The following is an 18,989-nucleotide window of genomic DNA, read 5'->3' as shown; positions in this document are numbered from 1 at the left end:
TGTCATGTTAGAGAATGCAAGTTGCAAAGCATTGACTAATGACCAATGACTCATAACTCATAACTCATAACTAAATATGCTTCCCTTCATCAGGTCAGATTTAGCCCAATTTACGGCATACAAACCACACCCCGGTAGCGATACTGCCCAACCAGTCCAATCACCTATCCAAGTTGACCGCTTGGATACAAATGAGAGCCCATACGATTTGCCATCTGAGTTAAAACAAAAGTTAGCATTGACTTTTGAGCAAGCTATTGAAGCAAACCGCTATCCTGATGGTGGGCACGAAACACTCAAAAGTGCGATCGCGAATTATGCTAGTGAATCAGCAAGCCTTCCACCATCGGTTTTCACTGCTGCCAATGTTTCCGTGGGCAATGGTTCAGATGAACTCATCCGCTCATTACTCATTGCCAGTTGTCTGGGAGGTGAAGGCTCAATTCTAGTTGCCCAGCCCACTTTTTCCATGTACGCTATCCTAGCTCAAACTCTTGGAATTCCAGTGGTAAAGGTGGGTAGACACGAAGAAAATTTTCAAATTGATTTACACGCAGCCCAATCGGCTATCGAAAAAACTCAAAATCCACCCATCAGGACAGTTTTTGTTGTTCATCCCAATTCCCCTACTGGCAATGCTTTAACTGCAGCAGAATTGGCATGGATAAGAAGTTTACCAGAAAATATTTTAGTCGTTATTGATGAAGCTTACTTTGAATTTAGTCACCATACCCTTGTTGGGGAATTACCACAAAGACCTAATTGGGTGGTGTTACGCACGTTTTCTAAAGCTTTCCGATTAGCAGCAATGCGGGTTGGTTATTGTCTTGCTCATCCCGATCTCATTTCCATTTTGGAAAAGATTCGCCTTCCCTACAATCTCCCCAGTTTCTCAATAGCTTCAGCATTAACAGCTTTGCAACACCGTCAGCTTTTGTTAGAGTCAATTCCCCAGACTTTAACTGAACGAGCAAAACTGACTCAAGTATTATCTCAATGCCCGCAATTACAAGTTTGGGAGAGTTCTGCTAACTTTATTTATGTTCGTCTTCAACTCAATGCTTCTCATGAGCAAGAGGTGGCTTTAAAAAATCTTCACCAAAAACTTAAATCTGCTGGCACTATTGTACGGCTAATTAGTGGAGGATTGAGAATTTCTGTAGGAAGCCCCGAGGAGAACAGCCGCACTTTAAGCCATATACTGCCTGCTATTGAGTCAATAGAAGAATCCGATCTTCTTGCTTCAATGTCTCACAGAGACTAGTAAAAAATTAAAATATTTGGAAATTTTCACCTAACAATACAGGTATTAGGAAGACAGCGTCCTTGCCTACTACCTACTTATATTCTTTTAGAGGACGAACAGCAAAAAAATCAATCATCATAACTGTTTTCCACTGAATCAGCATTACCCAAACGGCGCAAGATGGCTACCGTTTGCGGTAAAACACCCACCAAAAGAGCAAATGTTTGATCTGGCAACTGGGCAACCATTTCTGGTGGAAAATATTGCTCAAATTGATCCAAAATCTTTTGGACTCGCTGTTGGGGGACTGGATTTTCCGTAATTTGTTTGATCAATCTAATCCACTGCCGCCTGATCAAATAAGCTTTTTGGCGTTCATCATGGGACTCGGGAGTCAATAAAGATAAATTCCCTATTGCTAGCGCCCCCAGACAATCGCGATCGTAATCACCGCCTACGGCTGCCCCAGGTCCGGCAAACTCCGCATGGAAGCGTTTGAACAGTATCAAACCATTCCGCCTGCGACTATTGACCACGAAAACTTTTCCACTGAGCAGCATTGTCAGGAGATCCGAGCTCTGGGATTGCTCAGTTCCATTAGGCATGACAACATAGTCAATAAAACTGGTGTCAGGGTAATAAGTAGATACCATAGCAGTCTGATAGCGTTGGCACTTTTCGCTATCCATTTTTTCTTAGATTTGAATGGATTTGGTGATAGATTGCACTTGAATAAGAAAGGGGCTCTAGAATCAAATTTTTGCTTTTTTACTATCAAGAATTGAATTGAAAAAAGTATAAATAGACCTGGTTTTGTATTAGAGTATTCATATTTTATGAGATTTAACTGGATTTGTCTCCAACTAAAGGAGTATTTTCTTAAAGTTTTTATAAAGATAGATGCTTTAAATACAAAGTTATTATGAGGACTCAAAAACAAATTTCTCGTAATTTTACTGATGCCAAATTAACTATCTATTTTATATGGAAAACATTTGCTATTTACATATAACTTCAAGATTAGACTTGGCATATAAAATAGAACGATTTAGATAGGCCCTCTCCATCGGAAAGAAAATCTACAAATTTTTATTCCGTCATATAAATAAATATATTTACAAAGATTTTTTTATTTATTAGAGAATAATATTCTTAATTTAACAAGGAAATGCTAATTTTTTTCAAAATTTTATAATTTTTAATACAGACTCAATACAGAGTTTTCAGGTTATGAAGTATTAAAATCAATAACCTTTTGAAGAGCAAATTTCAGTAAAATCGCTGATTTATGAAATATATAACAGTTCTATCTAATTTGTGAAATTTAAGCTTGGAGAGGATACTGCCCACCTTTATCCGATCGTGGGCGCAGCACAGCACTACCTCCCTTGGATTGGGGTTTCAGCGTGCTGGGACATTACCGAGCGCAAACAAAGCTCTAGAGCCCGCAAACAGGTGGATTTTCAGTGGCAATTTCCCCTGAGAATCTTGCCTTATTTATCAAACATTGTTCTGTATGCTGCACAAGCTGACTTCTTCTCAGCCACAAGAGTTATGAAGGAACTCACGTCATTGAATCAGGGCTCAAATGCTTGTGTAGAAGAATCTGCCGTGAACGTCTTAGAAAAAATGCATTCAAATAAGATTCTACCTTGTATACTCGGTACCCCAACTTAAAATAAAGCTGCCGTGCCTGATGGTTATTTTCTAGAACGTGGAGGTACAAATCTTGAAATCCCCAATTAAGGGCTACTTTTTCACAGGCTAGAAGTAAATCTGACGCCGCTCCTTTCCTGCGATATGTAGGATTAACAGCTAGATTGGATAGGTAAAGGAAACTCCTCGAAACCTCACTCCATGAATCGTTAAAACGCACACCTAATTCTATAGTACCAACTAAGTCATCCGCCTTAATGGAAGTCGTGTTAACAGCGACTAAACAAACGTGATGGGGTGTACTTGATGCCAGACGATGTCTTAAATCTTCATAAATGCCCAAACGTAATAATGGAAACAGCCATCCCAAAATCCCATTTTGGGAATGAAAGCTCTCGGCAATGATTTGGGCAACGCCAGTCAAATCAGCAGCTGTAGCTGCACGAATTTGAAACTTAGAGGAGGCGTTGTGAGCGACCTCTGTAGCGGGCTCTTGGTAAGGTGGATGAGAAAACCAGGGTTTCAAGGCTAGTTTAATCTTGATTTTATGGAATGTAACTATTCTCAAATATCCTAAAACACCATTTAACCTTACATGACAACTTTAAGTTAAGTAATGTGTGGGGGAAAGGAGACGGGTGACAGGGAATAAGGTGTAACCCGTAACCTCCAACCTATAAACCTGATACCCATAAGTTTCTAAATCGCCATCGGCTATAAGGCAGCAATCCGCACGTAGACTGAAAATAGAAGGATTTAACATAGCGGCTCAAGAGTGCTAATTGCTAAATTGGAATTAGGTATTTGTCTAATAGTATACTTTGCTCTTTAATTTTATTGTTGTAATATTACAAGCTCTACCACGATTGCCATAAATAAAATTTACGTATGGTGTTAGCGCTCGCGCTGTAGCGGGAAAACTTAAATATGCAGCTAATTTAGATGGATTTTTTAGCCCGTCTTCCGCGCTGCATTAGAGTGTGTAACAGTTCTCGCTGGAGGTGAGGGACGATTTGCCAGGAACCAGATGATTCTGTAAGACTAAAGGTACCATCAACCTCCTTTAAGGGTGCACCCGAGCGCATGGCAATCCACATTAGCTATTGAGGCAATTTGCTGTGACTAAACTTTCCCTAACTCAGCAGTTACGTGGGCAAACAGCCTTATCGCTCACAATGCTCTGCTCTTACCTGATTCAGGTAGGTAACTACCCGATCAGATTATTATTTATCCGTCTGCCATTGCAGCAGGAAAGCGGTGCATGAAATCCCAAGCAATGGGGATTGTGATACCAAGCGGGAATAGCAGGAACAATTCTGACTCCTGTTTCTGCTAAAGCTGTTAAGTTACGCAGGTGAATCAAGCTAAAAGGGGTTTCACGTGGCACAATTACCAGCTTTCGCCCTTCCTTAAGTTGAACATCGGCAGCCCGTTCTAATAAATCCGAACTCATACCAGCTGCTAGCTTTGCTACAGTACTCATACTACAGGGTAAGATTATCATCCCTTGAGTACGAAACGAACCACTAGCAATGTTAGCTCCTACATCACTCCAATGATGACAGCATAGCTTACCTGCTTGTTCAACGACTGCTTGCTGTCGCCAAAATTGTTCCTGTTGCAGGGGTTCTACTGGCATACGAACATTCTGCTCGGATTGCCAAACCATATACGTTGATTTGGAAGCAACCAATTCAATCTCATAGTCTGCTTCAAGCAAAAATTTCAGGGCGCGAACAGCGTAAATCAGTCCAGATGCTCCTGTTACGCCTATTATGAGTGGTTTTGTATTATCGGACACGTGCTGGTAAATGTACTTGTTAACGGTTAACTGTTAATTGTTAGTGGTTGGTGCTTGGTGGTTAGTGGTTAGTGGTTGGTGGTATTCTTAACTACTAACTACTAACTCCCAACTTCTAACTCCTAACTAATTGCTATTCATCATCTGCGTAATCTAAGTCATCGGGCTCCATGTCATCATGACGCATATACATATTCGTAACTTCGTCATTGACGCCACTCATATCTTTACCTGTGGGTAAGCCATCACTACCAACAGTGACTAAATCAATTTGCTGGCGGTAATAATCAACACTCTTCACCTGTACGGCTACGCGATCGCCTAGCCTGTAGGAAGCTCGATTTTTGCGCCCGAACAGTGCTTGTTGTCTGGCGCGATATTCGTACCAATCGTCTTTCAAAGAACTCACGTGTACTAGCCCTTCGACCCTTATGGGTACGCGTGTACTATTCCCGCTTTCCATTTCGGTTGGTGGAACTTCTATCTCGACAAAGAATCCATAGGATTGGACACCTGTGATGACACCGATAAAAACTTCACCGAGACGCTGTTTCATAAGTGAAGCTCTTTGCAACCCTGCCAAATCAGCTTCAGCTTCTTGAACTTCTTTTTCCCGATCGTTGATTTGAACGATGACTCTAGTCAATTCACTTTGCAATTCACTTTGCAATTCTGGTGGTAAAACATTCCAGTTTATTTCACCATGACAGGAGGAGTGGCGGAGGTTAACACGATCTTTCACGCGGGTGTTGCGACGATCGCGCCCGTGTTCGAGGAGTACATAATAAACTCTTTGCATGAGTAAATCGGGGTAACGCCGTAAAGGGGAGGTGAAATGGGTATATTCTGGTAATGCCAAACCAAAGTGACTTCCTTTATTTGTACTGTAAGTAGCTTGTTTTAGGGTATCTTGCAACAAATAGGTTAAGACTTGCTCAGATGCCGAGTCTGCAAAAACTCTAGTTAACTGTTGATAATCAAGAGGTTGAATATCGATTTCCGGGTCTAGGGATAGTTCAACACCCAAATTAATTGCCAATTTCAGCATTTCTTGGACATCTTCTGGATCGGGAGCACTTTGAACTCGCCAGATAGCGGGGATGCCAAGGGCACTCAAATGAGTTGCCACCAGCTGATTGACTAGTAATATATACTCTGTCAGCAGGGAGCGCACGGGCAAATCGTTGGTGACAACACACCCCAACGCACCTTCATCACAGTATGGGTTTTGATTGGGGGGCAAATTCAATTGCAAACAACCCCGATCGATACGAACCTTTTGCAACAGTTGCCGCACAGTTTCCAGGTTTTGCACCATCTGCAGCACTTCTGCGCTTGTTTTGATAGGTTTTTTGGACAGAATTGATTCTGCTTCTGTTTCGCTGAGTGAAGTGTCTACTTTAACGACAGTGGGTTGAATTTCCCAATCTTCTATGTCTCCCGATTTTGAATCAATGGTAATTGAAACAGAGAATGCTGGGCGATCGCTACCTGGTAGTAGAGAACAACGTTCACCAACAACTTCTGGAAACATTGGCAATACCAAATTACCGAGATACACAGCTCGTCCCCGTTTCATTGCTTCTCGGTCAAGAATTTCCTCCGGGAGAATGTAGTGAGAAACATCGGCAATGTGAAAGCTTAAGCGCCAATTTCCCTCGCCATTTTTTTCTAGAGAAAAAGCATTTTCTACTACTTTTGAGTCTCCATTATTGGGGATAATAGAGAGTGTAAACTTTTGGCGCAGATCCAAACGGTTTTTCAAGTCTGCTTTCAGCAGCTTTTTAGGTAATTTGGCGGCTGCTTCTTGCACTGGGTCTGGAAAAATCCGGGAAAGATCGTGCTTGCAGGTGACTAAATCTATGTCGGCTGCTGCTTCTGCATCGCTACCCAGAATCTGCACGACACGACCCATTGGAGGATATTGTGCCAGTGGGTAACGCAAAACCTCCACATGAGCCAAATGGTCAATTGCTTGCTCCAGACTGTTGTTATTGATATTCAATTTGAGTTCAAAGAGCAATCTGTCGTCTAGAGGTACGGCGCGGTAGCCTCCTTCTACTTGCTTAATCCGTGCCAGTAAGGTGTGATTCGATCGCTCTAATATTAACTTGACCTCTCCTTCCGGAGATCGACGACGGCTGCCTTCTTTAAGCACTCTGACCAAAACGCGATCGCCATTCCAAGCATTACTTAGATGACTTTCACGAATGTAAATGTCTTCGGCTCCTTCCACATCTTGGATGGCAAAACAAAAACCTTTGCTCGAACACCGGAGTTTTGCTTCAATCAGCCCTTCTTCCGAGACACGACGATACTTGCCCCGTTCTTTAACCAAAATCCCGATTTTTTCCAGTACGTCTAAAGCGATCTGAAGTTTCTCTATACTAGGTTCATCTTCACAACCCAGTTTTTTTTCTAGGAGTTTACGAGCGACCAATTTATCATCAGTGAAATTGGCCAGAAGTGTAGCGATTGAAAATTCCATGTAGTGAACCGACCTTTGGTCAAAACGTCATGTGTTGTTTATCTGGTTCGCGTGCTGTGTACCCTCACGACTACAGACACTAGCCGGAAACGAATTGCCCATAATAAAGGGGACCACAGGAGCATCTCAAAGTTTAGGTGGCGTATGGTTCCTTTTTTCCAAACAATCTTACAAAGTGCGCCCGTCTAGTGATTTTGCCCCCTTCGGTAATTACACAACGGGTTTTTGAGAGACGCACTTTGGAGAACTCTCCACGCTGCCCAAAAGCACAGTTTAGGGAAACGGCAGGTGTTAGATTGTCTAAGGTGAAGGTTCTTTTACGCCATTAGACTCTGATGTTGAACTAGGAGAAACTGCCGACAAATCTAATTGACCCACATGTAGGATCGGAAACAATTAGGTCAGCAGCTTAACAAGCTGTGAGGACGAACCATTACTACATTATTGTAGATATAGAGCGTGCTTGCAGAAAATAGTTCTAGGACACTAATTGAGTGATTACTATAGCACGAACAGTAAAATCATTTAAGAAAAGCCCTTTGTAGCCAAAAAAGACTTGGAAAAATCTTATGTTACATTGAGGATACTGGGTAAAACGCGAACAGCATTCTAAATACCTTGACTTGTCCAAATTAAATTTTTAGGTAAGAATACTGTTTTTAAAACCCGTAAGCCCTTAAGAACATATCATAGAGTATACGGGTTGGTGCGTTTGTACTAGATTGAGCTAGATTTGAATGAATCGTTTCCAACCCATTTAATAAATAAAGCAAGATTTGGTGACAGTATTATGTTGGCTCAATTTCAGAGCAAGTACCCCCAAGGCAATCTTATTACTGAATTAGTGCAAATTCATCACGGCAAATATATAGTCCGGGCAAGCGTGCAGATTGAAGGCACAACCCGCGCCACTGGTATGGCCGCAGCAGAAATATTAGAGGAAGCAGAAGACAGGGCTATAACTAGGGCACTCATTGTCTTGGGAATCACCCATCAACCTCAAAAATCGGCAGTTACGGCTTCTGAACCAGTCGCCCAAGTTCAACCAAAAGCATCCCTGCCAATTTCAAACGCTTTGAATGAGTCGGCGTATTCTGCTGCTGTACTTAACTCTTCTCCGCAAACAGAAGTCACTGCACCTCTAGGTGCAAGCTCACCTTCATTCATGGGGAAAACTGATACAAAAGTTAACGATAAGAGCGATCGCTTTAGTGCTGCTAGCAAGCAAGAAAGCCAATTTGATACCAAAATTCCAGATCCAAACGATATCTTTGCAACTACTAACAAGCCAGAAGCCCAATTGGATATCACCAGTCAAGATATGAGCGGGCGTTTTCCTGCTACTAAGAAGCAAGAAACTTTACATGGCACCAGAGATCTGGACACCAGTGATTTCATATCAGCTACTGACAAGCAGGAATCTCACTTCGATAACTCATTAGATAACTTAGGCATCGTATCTGGCAGCAAAACTGAAAACAATTCTTCACCTGAAAGTTCTCTTAGCAGTAACGTTACACCGTTCCCATCACGTAGTAATATTTCACAACAGGACGTGGGAACTCAAACAAATACAGGAAAAAGAAAGAAGAAGAGCGAACCAGTGGACTTATCTGATGTCATCGCTCAAACAGATGTTCAGATCCAACGATTGGGCTGGACAAAAGAGCAAGGGCGGGAGCATCTTAAGAAAACTTACAACAAGATAGGACGTACTTTACTGACCGAGGAAGAATTGTTAGACTTTCTCAGGTTCCTCGAATCACAGCCTACGCCCATAGATCCCTTAGCAGGGTTTTAGCTTAATCGGTCAGTTGCCCCACATCTGACCGAAGGCAGTGTGGGATGAATAACCAGTTCTGCGTTAGGGAGACGGTCAATCCAATCTTCAACTATGAAGTGATTGTTTTATCCTTGCTTGCTGCATATAACCGCAACTTATTTAATCTTCGGGTTGATCTCCTTAAATTTCAAAACTCGCTCCCCCTCTCCCTCTCCCCCCCTCTCCCCCTCTGCCTTAATGATAAGTCTTTACCCGGACATGATATGATATCTCCGAAAATTAACTATGCGTTGTCTACAATCGCTGCAGAGACGTGCATGGCGCGTCTCTACATTCTTTTTTGGAGATGTCTATTAATAAGTATTTCTATAGGCATAAGGGAAGCCTATTCCTTGGGTAGAAGTTTGAAAACCCGCTACTAGTTACCTTTTCATCAGAAGCAGTACAAACTGGTAGCTGTTTGAAATTTTATTTCATACGGTACTTGTGTGGTGGATATACCTCCCTGAATACAAGATGGTTTGTATCTCCTGAGTCACAAGGAAGTTAATCATTGTATTGCTCCTGCTGAAAATCTCCTGTAAGTCAGCCTTAGGTACTTAATAGCAAGGAATATGCACAATCACACGCAATTCATCAAAAAATTTGTTGGTAGCTTTCTAGGAATGGCTGGCATTAGTACCATCATCGCTTTTCCGGGAATAGGACAAGCCAACATAAACTCTGGTTCTTCTAGTAATTCCAATCAGCCCATCCTTGTTCAAAATAGTCCAGGTACGTCAAAACCCGCTCCTGGTTCTACAAATGGTACTCGTTCGCAAGCCAACAATTTAGACCAACAATTTGTGACTCAGGCAGCGCAAAGTGACTTGACGGAGATCCAAACCAGTAGACTAGCACTTCAACGGTCTCAAAACCAAGCTGTGAGGAAGTATGCACAGCGTATGATTCAAGAGCATACAAGCTCTAGCAAACAACTGACCCAGATAGCACAGCAAAAAAAGCTACAGTTACCAAAAGATATAGGTTCAGACAACAGAGCTTTGGTGTCGCAGTTGGGTGGTCTCAAGGGTACAGACTTTGACCAAGCATATATGCAAGGGCAGGTTGCATCTCATACCAAAACTCTAGCTAATTACCAAAATTACCTCCAACAAGGAAACGACCCTCAGCTGAAAGCATTTGCAAGTAAAGTTGCACCTCTGGTTGCCGATCACCTAGAGATGGCACAGAATATGGCACAGGGCACTGGAAATACTGGCTCGGGAACTCCTGGTAATACCGCTCCTGGTTCTAGAACTCCTGGTAATACCGCTCCTGGTTCGGGAACTCCTGGTAATACCGCTCCTGGTTCTAGAACTCCTGGTAGTACTGCTCCTGGTTCGGGAACTCCTGGTAGTACTGCTCCTGGTTCGGGAACTCCTGGTAGTACGGCTCCAGATTCGGGACGGTAATGTACGGTCAATAAATAAGGGACTTTCAGATAAAAACATATCCAACTTTCTCTTCTTGTGGTGCGGGCTTCTAGCCCGCCACTCGTATGGAACGGGCGAGTATAGCTGTTCCATAAGAAGTCGCAAACATTTTTTGAATCGGTATTACTTTTTGCGAGCAACGATCTCAAAGAGATGCCAATGCTTCTCTTCTCCGATCGCAGTTTTTCCGGGATGGTCTTCTTCCTCGAACATTTCTATCTCAAAAGGTTGCAGCAACATTTCTACCTGTTGGCGGGTGTGATGGCTAATTGTCGGAAAAATCGCCCAAGAATCGCGTTCGCCAAACAACTGTCCGCTAAAACGCCCGTCGGAACGCAAACAAGAAATTATTTTTTCCCACAAGCAGGGGAAATGCTCTGGGGGACAAAACGGCAGAGAAAAACTGGCATTTACCAAATCTACTGACTCTGGTAAGGTCAACTCTTCAAAACGGTTTACACGAGTTTCTAAAAGTTGGCAATTGATATCCGGACGGTTCAGCAACCGCGCCACTGCTTCCGCTTCACCATCGATAGCTAAGACGCGCCAGCCCCGACGCAACAGTTCTACTGTATCCCTTCCTTCCCCACAACCCAAGTCAACCGCGAAGCAAGACCGACGAACACCTGTTTTGCCAGTGTCAAACTCTTGAGTTTCAAAATTTGCCAGAGCTGTAAGTAAAGTGTCTCGTGGTGGACGGCCCACTACAGCATCGTAATACTTAGACCAATTGCGCTCAAACGCTTTGTCATGTGACATACGTAATTGAAAACTGTATATTATGAAATCCTCATTTTACCTTTGTATAAATATTATCAGTAGCGATCGCGGAAAGTTTAGTCTTCCAAGGAAAAAACTGTTCGGGTTGTAGCTAATTTACAGCTTATTAATTGAGCTTATATCAGTAATAATTTTTGCAAATTTCATTTAGTAACCATCTCGGAAGTGGTTGATGCTTAAAGGCGTGAGTCATTGGTGTGTGTGTTATCGATCGCTTTTCGTGAAAAGTCAGCATCAAGATGTATGTGCAGATTTAATGAGAATAATTATTTATTACCGAATATTAATAAATATAATGTTAATGACAAGAGTTTGCTAATATATACGCATAAATAAACACACAATAAACGAAGGATAGAAATCATGACCCAAGTTTTATTTCAGTAGATTTACATAGAGAGCTTATTGGTCTTTTAGTAAATTTACTGAAGACGATAAACCTGGGAAAGAGCTATTATTAGCTTGTTTAAATCGCACAGCAAAAATCAGAGTGTAAAAATTAGCGCTAACAACGCTAACAAAGGTATAAAAAGGGATAAAGTGTCAGGGATGAAGAATGATCTGCTGAGTGCATTGGTTCGTACTTCATAATTAACACTTGTGTTTTAAAAAATTCTCCATTTTGATTTTGGATGTGAGATGAGCAATTAGACAAAGGCGTGAGGAAAAAGGTAGTTTTTTACCTTTTTCCTTTTCCTTTTGCCCAAACATAAAAAACTACCCCTTAACTTCTCATGGATGGGAGAAGAGGTAGGAGGTAGTTTTTTCTTGTAGAACAGCTTCCCAATCCTTTTAGGGCGGGGCTATCCGTGTTTAAGCTAGATAAGGTTCTTGATGGGTCTTAATTGTGCAGTTAGAACGTGGGTAAGTCACACAAAGAAGAGCAAAACCTTTTCCAACTTGTTCATCATCAAGGAATGTTTGCTCAGATTGGTCAACTTCGCCTTCCACAACTTTGCCTACACAGCTAGAACAAGCACCAGAGTGACAAGAGAAAGGTAAATCAATACCGCTTTCTTCTGCTGCATCCAGAATAGTAGTTTCTTCGTCAACTTCGATTGTGGTATCGAGATTTTCTTTTTTGTTGATTAGTCTGACTTGATAAGTAGCCATTTTTCAAATCCTCTCACACTCTGTACGTGATGGTTTTATGACTTCAAGGGTGTGGGTGGGGATGTAGGAATTAACTGCAAGGTTTACCGGCAGATGTACAGTCAGCTGTTTTAAAGGACTTTCCACAACCGCAGGTTTCTGTTGCATTAGGGTTTATAAACTTAAACCCGCTTTCCATCATCCCCTCAACAAAATCTATAACCATCCCTTCCAACAACGGCGCACTTTTAGGATCGATGTAAACAAGTACTTTACCTTGCTGGTTAACCAAATCGTCTGGTTGGGGCTTATTAGTGATTTCCATTGCATACTCATAGCCACTGCAACCACCGTCTTTGACAGAGATGCGGATACCTTTAGTAGGTGTATTGGTTTCGGGGGCAGAACCTCGCAGTAACATCCGCAAGTGAAATTCTGCTTTTTCTGTCAAAGTAAGAGTCATTGAACCTCCGGTCTTGGTAGAATTTGCACTCAAAGTTGTTGGAATAGGGGACAGGGTACAGGCAACAGGGTATAACCTGTAACCTGTAATCTAGACCCTACATCCTAGTTTTCCAAAGTGTGAATTTTTTGAGTGGTGATGAGTAAAGCAAGCACAATCAGCACTTCAATTGGCACAGGTGAAAAACTGAAGCTTAAAATCAGGCAAAACAATGCAATAAATGCAGCTATCAGTTGCCAGATTTGATTTGCAATTTTTGCAGTGGCATAAAAGCAGCCTATAGCAAAGCCCAGGGAAATTAATGAGGACACCAACATGACAAATATTGACACAAAGTGGTGTTTGCAGACTGTTAACAGTTAACAGTTAACCGTCAACCATCAACTGTTCCATTGGTGTAGATTGCGAGTATCTCCAAGGTGCATTGTTACCACAGACCGGACAAGAGCGATCGCGATAAGAACGGCGTTTGGCAAACTCCATCCGCGCCAAATCGATAGTCAGCAATTGCGACAACAGAGGCTGACTAAACCCAGTAATGAGCTTGACAGACTCTAAAGCAGCCAAACAAGCAAGTGTACCGGAAACAGCACCCAATACTGCAAAGCCGCGTCTATCCCAATCAGGCTTTTCAGGAAACAAACAAGATAAGCAGGGAGTCACACCGGGAATAATCGTTGTGAGATAAGCCTCCATCCCGTCCATTGCTGCTTCCACCATAGGCTTACGCCAGCGCACGCAAGCTTCATTTAACAAATCGCGCTCCGTAAAATTATGAGCGCAATCAATAGCCATATCAGCTGATTGCACTAAGGAATCCACATTTTCCGGAGTGACATATTCATGTACGGCTTCAATAACAACATCAGGATTAATGGCTTCCAGAGTTTCTTTTGCTTTAAAGACCCTGGGCTTACCAACCCAATCATGTGTCATTAGAATTTGACGATTCAGATCGTCAAGTCGCAGGTCGCCACCCCGGACAAGAATCAGCCGCCCAACGCCAGCTACCGCAAGGTATAGCGCCGCTGTACCGCCCAATCCTCCTACACCCGTAACTAGAACTGTCGCTGACTTGAGGCGCTTCTGTGCTGTTTCACCAAAATTAGGAAGCATCATTTGACGACGATAGCGTTCTAATTCGGTAGGCGTTAGGTTTACCACTTTTTACCTCCTAATCAGAAGTGATTTCTGTTAGCATAACTACATTTTTGGGCTTCTCATTAAACACTTTAAACAGCTTTTGTTCTTGTGGTGTTGAACTGAGAAATAGCTGATAAGCTTCTTGTAACGCCTCACGATATTTACTTAACCGTTCTAAATCGCTAAGGTCAGTATAATTAACACCTAAAGGACGCTTGAGCCACGAAGTCACACTTCGTGGCTCAATCTTGTGGGCTTTCTGCTTTTATTGCTGTAAGTAACTTCCCTGTTTGGGCGTTGCAAGATAAATATAATACACACCCGCTACCAATTATTGGCTTGAGACTTGAAAATCCTTATTTTTCACCAGAAGCTCATGGATTTTTGGGGCTGGCTAAACGTGTTGCTGAAGCTACCATCGATGCTAGAACTGGTTTAGAGCAACTACAGGCAGAACAATTGCAAAACTGCCACATCATACCACTTCCAACTTTAGGAGTTGGTGTCACAGACTTTGCCATCTCTAAAAGTAAAAAAGAAGAACTCTATATTGCTGCTGAAGATAGAACTTTGGCACGTTTATCTGAGTTAGGTTTGTGAACTACCCACACTGACTTGGAGTACCAAGTTGCGATCGCCCCTTTGCTCTTAGAAACGAGAGTATTTTCACAACATATTACGAAAAAAGCCCAGTCAATAGACCGGGCATTCTCGTAAGCGATCGCTTGCCAGAATTGGCGGATGGGGAAGGTGACGGGCAAAGTTTTGCTTGAAGTGGGATTGCTTGCACGAGTGCGATAAGCACGCTTGTGCGGCTTGCACCGAAGCGATCGCTTCTGCAGTGCAGTTTGGTTTCAGTACACGGAAGTGTTGACCGGATCGCCCAAGATTAATTGAAGTTAAACCGTCTAAAACTTGCGAGCCATGTAGTTTGGAGTTCCTATAGCAGTTCCTACTTGAGCAGTAAATCCATTAGCTGAAGCTATTGTATTTAATGGTCTAGTTACAACCAATTTAGCCGCACCAAAATCAACCAAAACTAAAGGTTTATTTCCACGAGGTCTAATAATATTTTCTGGTTTGATATCTCTATGAATTACATTTTTATCGTGAACAAATTTAATGACTGGTAACAGTTCATAAAGAAGCTGCCAAATTTTTTCCTCTGTAAAGGCTCCTTGTCGATTGACTTCTACCTCTAAATTTTCTCCATCAATAAATTCTTGTACTATATATAAATATCCATCTTGCTCAAAGTGGGTTATCAATGCAGGAATTTGAGGATGTTTTAGCTTAGCTAATTGATTAATTTCTGTACGATATATATCAGGAATTTTATGTACAATTTCTTGTACTGGGATGATAGTATCGAATTGAATATTAAGTTTTCTATTAGGAGTATTGTTCGCATCTGGAGGTAAAAATTGCTTAATCAAACATCTTTGTGATTCATCTAAACTATGTTCATCTACAGCTTTAAATGTTCTACCAAAACCTCCTTGACCAATTATTTCAATTGGAATAAATCGATTATTTAGAACCAATCCAGAACCACAATTTGTACAAAATTTAGTATTTTCGGTATTTTGGGGATTGTGGCATAGAGGGTTAACACAAATCTTTTTCATAACAGTAATAATAGAAATTGTATTTTTGCTAATTGAAAAAGTGTTGTAGCTCAAATCGTGCAATAAAAAAGCTTTCTAGTTACTTATCACTCGGTATAATAGTTAATACCCTTGATATAGCTTAATAGTTTTTGCATCATACATCCCATTCTATGAGGCTATGTTTATTTGTATCTATTTGCTTTTTGTTTTTTCTTGTTACCCCTAATGATTGAGCGAATATACTTGACACTACATCATTGCCTAGTGTTATTCCAGATTGAGGTGAGAACCTTTTTGTACAAACTTTACTCTATTCAACTTTATAATCCTACTATGTTTGAAACAAACCGCACATTACTTGTAAAGAGTAATTTCAATAGAAATCGGTTTTACAGAGGATTTCTACTTTGTTGCCCGCGAACTCGTACATACTATACGTTGCAATCTCCGTTGTAGCTCAGGAGGAAGAGACACTTTGGGTGTCTGCGCCAGTTTAAACTGTGCCAAGTCATTCTTTTGTTGACTTGTTTGCACCCGTGCAGCTAACAGCAACTTAGAGTGAGAAAATTTCCCTCTCTCTCCTCTAATTCTTGATTCAGCTGCACTTGTAGGCAATATCACAGACAACACTAGAGTTGCAACTGTGAAACATTTCAGACGGTAGACCATTTACAACTCCTCCACTAGTAAACACAGATTACTCGCCTAATAGTCTATATATCTGGTTACTACACACATATGCAAAAAATTAGGGTTCTTGCGTACTTAGCGTGCTAATTTTATTGAACAATAAGCTTGAGCCCAATGCCAGCCAAGCATAACAGTCATTATTGAGTGCAAAACGGTCGGATGGCTGAAAATTTAGACTAAAAGCGCTTGTAAGCCTTGATATTACAGCAAATTTATCAACTGGAATTAACAATTTAGCACCATATATACGAAAGAACCAAGAAACGGGACATATTGCCTTTTTTTGGAATTTTTCCCCTACCCCCGATACTCCAGTCTTTCAAGCCCTGAATAAAGCTTATCAAGAATATGTGCCATCAATGGTATCAACCCCACCTACAATTCCTTTACTAATAGAAAAAAGAGAAAACTGGATATTAGACAGTAAATGCTTCAAAAACCCGGTCATAAAACAATATCCCTGGTCGTTGGACTATAGCACCGAGCAATATCTCAACCTCCTCAAAACTCAAACTGTTTATCAAAAATTTACGGAAACTGAAAAGCAGGATTTATCTAATGTCGTTATCCAGATAGTAAATTCCTACGGTGGATATGTGACCAAGCCCTACCTATCAGTTCTGTTTTTAGCTCAAAAAATTTAATATGAAGAGTTTTCGACTGCCACTACAATGCACTTCTGAAAGCTTGCTCAATTAAATATAATCACTGACGAGTTTCCCAAAGGAAGATAGACAATTCCAGCTTCGCTAAAGCGATCGCACACTTGCGCGTTGTAAACGGCGATCGATATCGCCTAATTTTTAATAGCATAATTTCTATTATACCATTTCTAGTATTTTGCTCTATCTAAAATCTTATAAATTCATGGGCTGTATGCACTTAAGCTATAAATTTAGGGTCATACATTATTAGATAAACTTCGTTAATTACAATCTTGTGTGTGTCAGAAAATGTACATAAGTTTGACGAGATTGTGTTTTATTAATTGATTTCAGCTTTCTAAATTTAGTATAAATTTTAATGTAAAATTTTGTATCTAAATTCAAGATTTCTGGCTTAGTATTAAATAATGAACACTAAGTATTTTAAAAATTTATGACTTATATGGAAAACAAAAAATCAAATACTTCGCGCCGCCAAATTTTACAGGGTTTGGTTGCTAGTACTATTGTGATTGGATTTGATGTTAAACGGCGTTCTTGGGTAACATCTGCTAATGCCACATCCATCTTTGAAAATCTACCCCAATTAGATGGCAAGCTTTACACAGATAGTGAAACTCTTACTAGTGCTAGTGTTGATTTCGGTAATATAGTACACCGTCAACCGCTGGCAGTACTTCAACCAGAATCAATAGAAGATATTGTTAAAATTATTCAATTTGCTCGTACTTATGAAATTAAAGTTGCAGCACGCGGTCAGGGTCACTCAACTCGTGGTCAGTCACAAGTAGAAGCTGGCATTGTCATTAATATGAGTTCGCTCAACAAGATTCAGTTTGTGGGAACCGACAGCGCTGTTGTGGATGCAGGAGTTTTATGGAGCCAGTTATTGAAACAGACGCTTCCGCAGAAATTAACACCCCCTGTTCTTACAGATTACATAGAACTTTCGATTGGTGGAACTTTATCGGTAGGCGGTATTGGTGGTGCAACTCATCGCTACGGCGTAATGATTGACAATGTTTTAGAACTCAAGGTAGTGACTGGTGCAGGTCAAATAGAAACCTGTTCGCAACGACAAAACAATGAGCTTTTTACATCTGTACTTGCAGGACTGGGCCAATGCGGAATTATTGTTCAAGCAACTATTAAACTTATTCCTGCCGCTACCAATGCGCGTGTGTTTGAATTATATTATGACGATTTAGCAACATTCATACAGGATCAACGCTTGTTGATAGATGATGAACGTTTTGATTACGTAGAAGGACAATTGATTGCTAAAGATACTGGGGGATGGCGTTATATGTTGGAAGTCGCTAGTTTTTACAGTCCACCAAACATCCCAAATAATAAATTTTTACTTGCTAAATTAAACTACAACCAAGGTACAGAAAAAATAGAAGATAAAATTTACTTTGATTTTCTTAATCGTTTAGAGCCTGTAGTTGCTTCTCTTAAATCTCTTGGAGTTTGGTCGTTTCCACATCCTTGGGTGGATTTATTTGTGCCTGAGAGTACCGTTGAAACTTTAATTGGAGAAGTTGCTGCTAACTTAACACTAGCTGATACAGGTCAAGGGCCAATATTACTGTATCCAGTTAAAACTCAACTCTTTCAACTGCCTTTATTCCGAGTCCCAAAAGAAAAAGTTACGTTTCTGTTTTCTGTTTTGCGAACAGCAATCCCTCCAGATAGTTCTACAGTTACAAAAATGCTCGAAGATAATCGCCAGTTATTTGAGCAAACTCGTGATTTAGGTGGTTATTTATATCCAGTTAGTTCTGTCTCTTTTTCTGAAAATGATTGGAAGCAGCACTTCGGCCCGTTTTGGAAAAAGCTAGTCCGTGCAAAGCGGCGTTACGATCCTGATAACTTGCTAACACCAGGGCAAGAAATTTTTGTATCTGAGCCAAGCCAAGGATTTATTGATTAGCCCTCATTTGTCACTCTCAGCAGAGGAAAATTCAAAATCAGAGTCAATACTAGTACAAGTCGGCGTAAATAAGGCGACTATTGTAAATTGCTCCAAAGCTTATAGTGTAAGCCTTTTAATTTCATCCTTTATCCTTCATACTGAGCGCCTTGTTGTACTAG

The 18,989-nt window shown here is 41.0% G+C and carries 18 protein-coding genes and 1 pseudogene; 6 read left to right on the top strand and 13 right to left on the bottom strand.

The features are described from left to right. The first annotated feature begins 76 nt into the window (after positions 1 to 76). Positions 77 to 1,264: a histidinol-phosphate transaminase gene (locus tag ACYRY3_RS05925; protein ID WP_460200791.1), complete on the top strand. Its 1,188-nt coding sequence runs from the start codon at positions 77 to 79 to the stop codon at positions 1,262 to 1,264. A 110-nt stretch (positions 1,265 to 1,374) separates the two neighbouring features. Here ACYRY3_RS05925 and ACYRY3_RS05920 read toward each other — a convergent pair whose 3' ends face one another. The 5 genes from ACYRY3_RS05920 to ACYRY3_RS05900 all read right to left on the bottom strand — a co-directional run bounded on the left by ACYRY3_RS05920 (position 1,375) and on the right by ACYRY3_RS05900 (position 7,191). Then, complete coding sequence (locus tag ACYRY3_RS05920) at positions 1,375 to 1,935, bottom strand: hypothetical protein (protein ID WP_460200790.1); 561 nt, start codon at positions 1,933 to 1,935, stop codon at positions 1,375 to 1,377. A gap of 875 nt (positions 1,936 to 2,810) precedes the next feature. Further along, positions 2,811 to 3,428, bottom strand: coding sequence for a GNAT family N-acetyltransferase (locus tag ACYRY3_RS05915; RefSeq protein WP_460200789.1), 618 nt, complete (start codon positions 3,426 to 3,428; stop codon positions 2,811 to 2,813). 412 nt (positions 3,429 to 3,840) lie between these two features. Beyond that, the gene (locus ACYRY3_RS05910) at positions 3,841 to 3,987 is read right to left on the bottom strand and encodes a hypothetical protein (RefSeq protein ID WP_460200788.1); all 147 of its coding nucleotides are present in this window, start codon (positions 3,985 to 3,987) and stop codon (positions 3,841 to 3,843) included. Positions 3,988 to 4,109: 122 nt separating this feature from the next. Further along, positions 4,110 to 4,703: a flavin prenyltransferase UbiX gene (locus ACYRY3_RS05905; protein ID WP_460200787.1), complete on the bottom strand. Its 594-nt coding sequence runs from the start codon at positions 4,701 to 4,703 to the stop codon at positions 4,110 to 4,112. 133 nt (positions 4,704 to 4,836) lie between these two features. Continuing rightward, positions 4,837 to 7,191, bottom strand: a complete 2,355-nt coding sequence (locus ACYRY3_RS05900; RefSeq protein WP_460200786.1) for a ribonuclease R family protein — start codon at positions 7,189 to 7,191, stop codon at positions 4,837 to 4,839. Between the two features lie 790 nt (positions 7,192 to 7,981). On the opposite strand from ACYRY3_RS05900, the gene ACYRY3_RS05895 reads away from it, so the two are divergent. Together ACYRY3_RS05895 and ACYRY3_RS05890 are read left to right on the top strand one after the other, a co-directional pair. Beyond that, complete coding sequence (locus ACYRY3_RS05895) at positions 7,982 to 8,992, top strand: hypothetical protein (RefSeq protein ID WP_460200785.1); 1,011 nt, start codon at positions 7,982 to 7,984, stop codon at positions 8,990 to 8,992. A gap of 596 nt (positions 8,993 to 9,588) precedes the next feature. Further along, complete coding sequence (locus ACYRY3_RS05890; RefSeq protein ID WP_460200784.1) at positions 9,589 to 10,428, top strand: DUF4142 domain-containing protein; 840 nt, start codon at positions 9,589 to 9,591, stop codon at positions 10,426 to 10,428. 144 nt (positions 10,429 to 10,572) lie between these two features. Here ACYRY3_RS05890 and ACYRY3_RS05885 read toward each other — a convergent pair whose 3' ends face one another. From ACYRY3_RS05885 to ACYRY3_RS05860, 6 genes and pseudogenes are all read right to left on the bottom strand, one after another. Beyond that, complete coding sequence (locus ACYRY3_RS05885; protein ID WP_460200783.1) at positions 10,573 to 11,208, bottom strand: class I SAM-dependent methyltransferase; 636 nt, start codon at positions 11,206 to 11,208, stop codon at positions 10,573 to 10,575. Between the two features lie 834 nt (positions 11,209 to 12,042). Beyond that, positions 12,043 to 12,342, bottom strand: coding sequence for a 2Fe-2S iron-sulfur cluster-binding protein (locus ACYRY3_RS05880; protein ID WP_460200782.1), 300 nt, complete (start codon positions 12,340 to 12,342; stop codon positions 12,043 to 12,045). Between the two features lie 70 nt (positions 12,343 to 12,412). Further along, positions 12,413 to 12,784: a HesB/IscA family protein gene (locus ACYRY3_RS05875; protein ID WP_460200780.1), complete on the bottom strand. Its 372-nt coding sequence runs from the start codon at positions 12,782 to 12,784 to the stop codon at positions 12,413 to 12,415. A gap of 104 nt (positions 12,785 to 12,888) precedes the next feature. Next, on the bottom strand, positions 12,889 to 13,116 hold the full coding sequence (locus ACYRY3_RS05870; protein WP_460200779.1) for a hypothetical protein: 228 nt from the start codon (positions 13,114 to 13,116) through the stop codon (positions 12,889 to 12,891). 34 nt (positions 13,117 to 13,150) lie between these two features. After that, positions 13,151 to 13,948 carry a HesA/MoeB/ThiF family protein gene (locus ACYRY3_RS05865; RefSeq protein ID WP_460200778.1) on the bottom strand — a complete coding sequence of 266 codons (798 nt, stop codon included), beginning with the start codon at positions 13,946 to 13,948 and terminating at the stop codon, positions 13,151 to 13,153. A gap of 10 nt (positions 13,949 to 13,958) precedes the next feature. Beyond that, positions 13,959 to 14,126: pseudogene (locus ACYRY3_RS05860) on the bottom strand (nitrogenase-stabilizing/protective protein NifW); the annotation flags it as partial. 38 nt (positions 14,127 to 14,164) lie between these two features. Here ACYRY3_RS05860 and ACYRY3_RS05855 point away from each other — a divergent pair. Further along, entirely contained in the window at positions 14,165 to 14,527 is a 363-nt protein-coding gene (locus tag ACYRY3_RS05855) for a hypothetical protein (RefSeq protein ID WP_460200777.1), read from the top strand. 308 nt (positions 14,528 to 14,835) lie between these two features. On the opposite strand, the gene ACYRY3_RS05850 is transcribed toward ACYRY3_RS05855, so the two are convergent. Together ACYRY3_RS05850 and ACYRY3_RS05845 are read right to left on the bottom strand one after the other, a co-directional pair. Then, positions 14,836 to 15,555, bottom strand: a complete 720-nt coding sequence (locus tag ACYRY3_RS05850; RefSeq protein WP_460200776.1) for a protein kinase domain-containing protein — start codon at positions 15,553 to 15,555, stop codon at positions 14,836 to 14,838. A 384-nt stretch (positions 15,556 to 15,939) separates the two neighbouring features. Then, the gene (locus tag ACYRY3_RS05845; protein ID WP_460200775.1) at positions 15,940 to 16,206 is read right to left on the bottom strand and encodes a hypothetical protein; all 267 of its coding nucleotides are present in this window, start codon (positions 16,204 to 16,206) and stop codon (positions 15,940 to 15,942) included. A gap of 380 nt (positions 16,207 to 16,586) precedes the next feature. Here ACYRY3_RS05845 and ACYRY3_RS05840 point away from each other — a divergent pair, with 380 nt between their 5' ends. Both ACYRY3_RS05840 and ACYRY3_RS05835 read left to right on the top strand, forming a co-directional pair. Further along, positions 16,587 to 16,871, top strand: coding sequence for a hypothetical protein (locus ACYRY3_RS05840; RefSeq protein ID WP_460200774.1), 285 nt, complete (start codon positions 16,587 to 16,589; stop codon positions 16,869 to 16,871). Positions 16,872 to 17,325: 454 nt separating this feature from the next. Further along, positions 17,326 to 18,828 carry an FAD-binding protein gene (locus ACYRY3_RS05835; protein WP_460200773.1) on the top strand — a complete coding sequence of 501 codons (1,503 nt, stop codon included), beginning with the start codon at positions 17,326 to 17,328 and terminating at the stop codon, positions 18,826 to 18,828. Positions 18,829 to 18,989 lie beyond the last annotated feature (161 nt).

It is taken from the genome of Scytonema sp. NUACC21 (assembly GCF_054684315.1).
This window is presented reverse-complemented; position numbering and strand designations above follow the sequence as displayed.

Coding starts and splice junctions, on each gene's coding strand:
- ACYRY3_RS05925 (WP_460200791.1), top strand. CDS start 77: ATGCTTCCCTTCATCAGGTCAGATTTAGCCCAATTTACGGCATACAAA.
- ACYRY3_RS05875 (WP_460200780.1), bottom strand. CDS start 12,784: ATGACTCTTACTTTGACAGAAAAAGCAGAATTTCACTTGCGGATGTTA.
- ACYRY3_RS05850 (WP_460200776.1), bottom strand. CDS start 15,555: ATGAAAAAGATTTGTGTTAACCCTCTATGCCACAATCCCCAAAATACC.
- ACYRY3_RS05845 (WP_460200775.1), bottom strand. CDS start 16,206: ATGGTCTACCGTCTGAAATGTTTCACAGTTGCAACTCTAGTGTTGTCT.
- ACYRY3_RS05880 (WP_460200782.1), bottom strand. CDS start 12,342: ATGGCTACTTATCAAGTCAGACTAATCAACAAAAAAGAAAATCTCGAT.
- ACYRY3_RS05890 (WP_460200784.1), top strand. CDS start 9,589: ATGCACAATCACACGCAATTCATCAAAAAATTTGTTGGTAGCTTTCTA.
- ACYRY3_RS05900 (WP_460200786.1), bottom strand. CDS start 7,191: ATGGAATTTTCAATCGCTACACTTCTGGCCAATTTCACTGATGATAAA.
- ACYRY3_RS05835 (WP_460200773.1), top strand. CDS start 17,326: ATGACTTATATGGAAAACAAAAAATCAAATACTTCGCGCCGCCAAATT.
- ACYRY3_RS05895 (WP_460200785.1), top strand. CDS start 7,982: ATGTTGGCTCAATTTCAGAGCAAGTACCCCCAAGGCAATCTTATTACT.
- ACYRY3_RS05885 (WP_460200783.1), bottom strand. CDS start 11,208: ATGTCACATGACAAAGCGTTTGAGCGCAATTGGTCTAAGTATTACGAT.
- ACYRY3_RS05910 (WP_460200788.1), bottom strand. CDS start 3,987: ATGCGCTCGGGTGCACCCTTAAAGGAGGTTGATGGTACCTTTAGTCTT.
- ACYRY3_RS05840 (WP_460200774.1), top strand. CDS start 16,587: ATGGTATCAACCCCACCTACAATTCCTTTACTAATAGAAAAAAGAGAA.
- ACYRY3_RS05920 (WP_460200790.1), bottom strand. CDS start 1,935: ATGGATAGCGAAAAGTGCCAACGCTATCAGACTGCTATGGTATCTACT.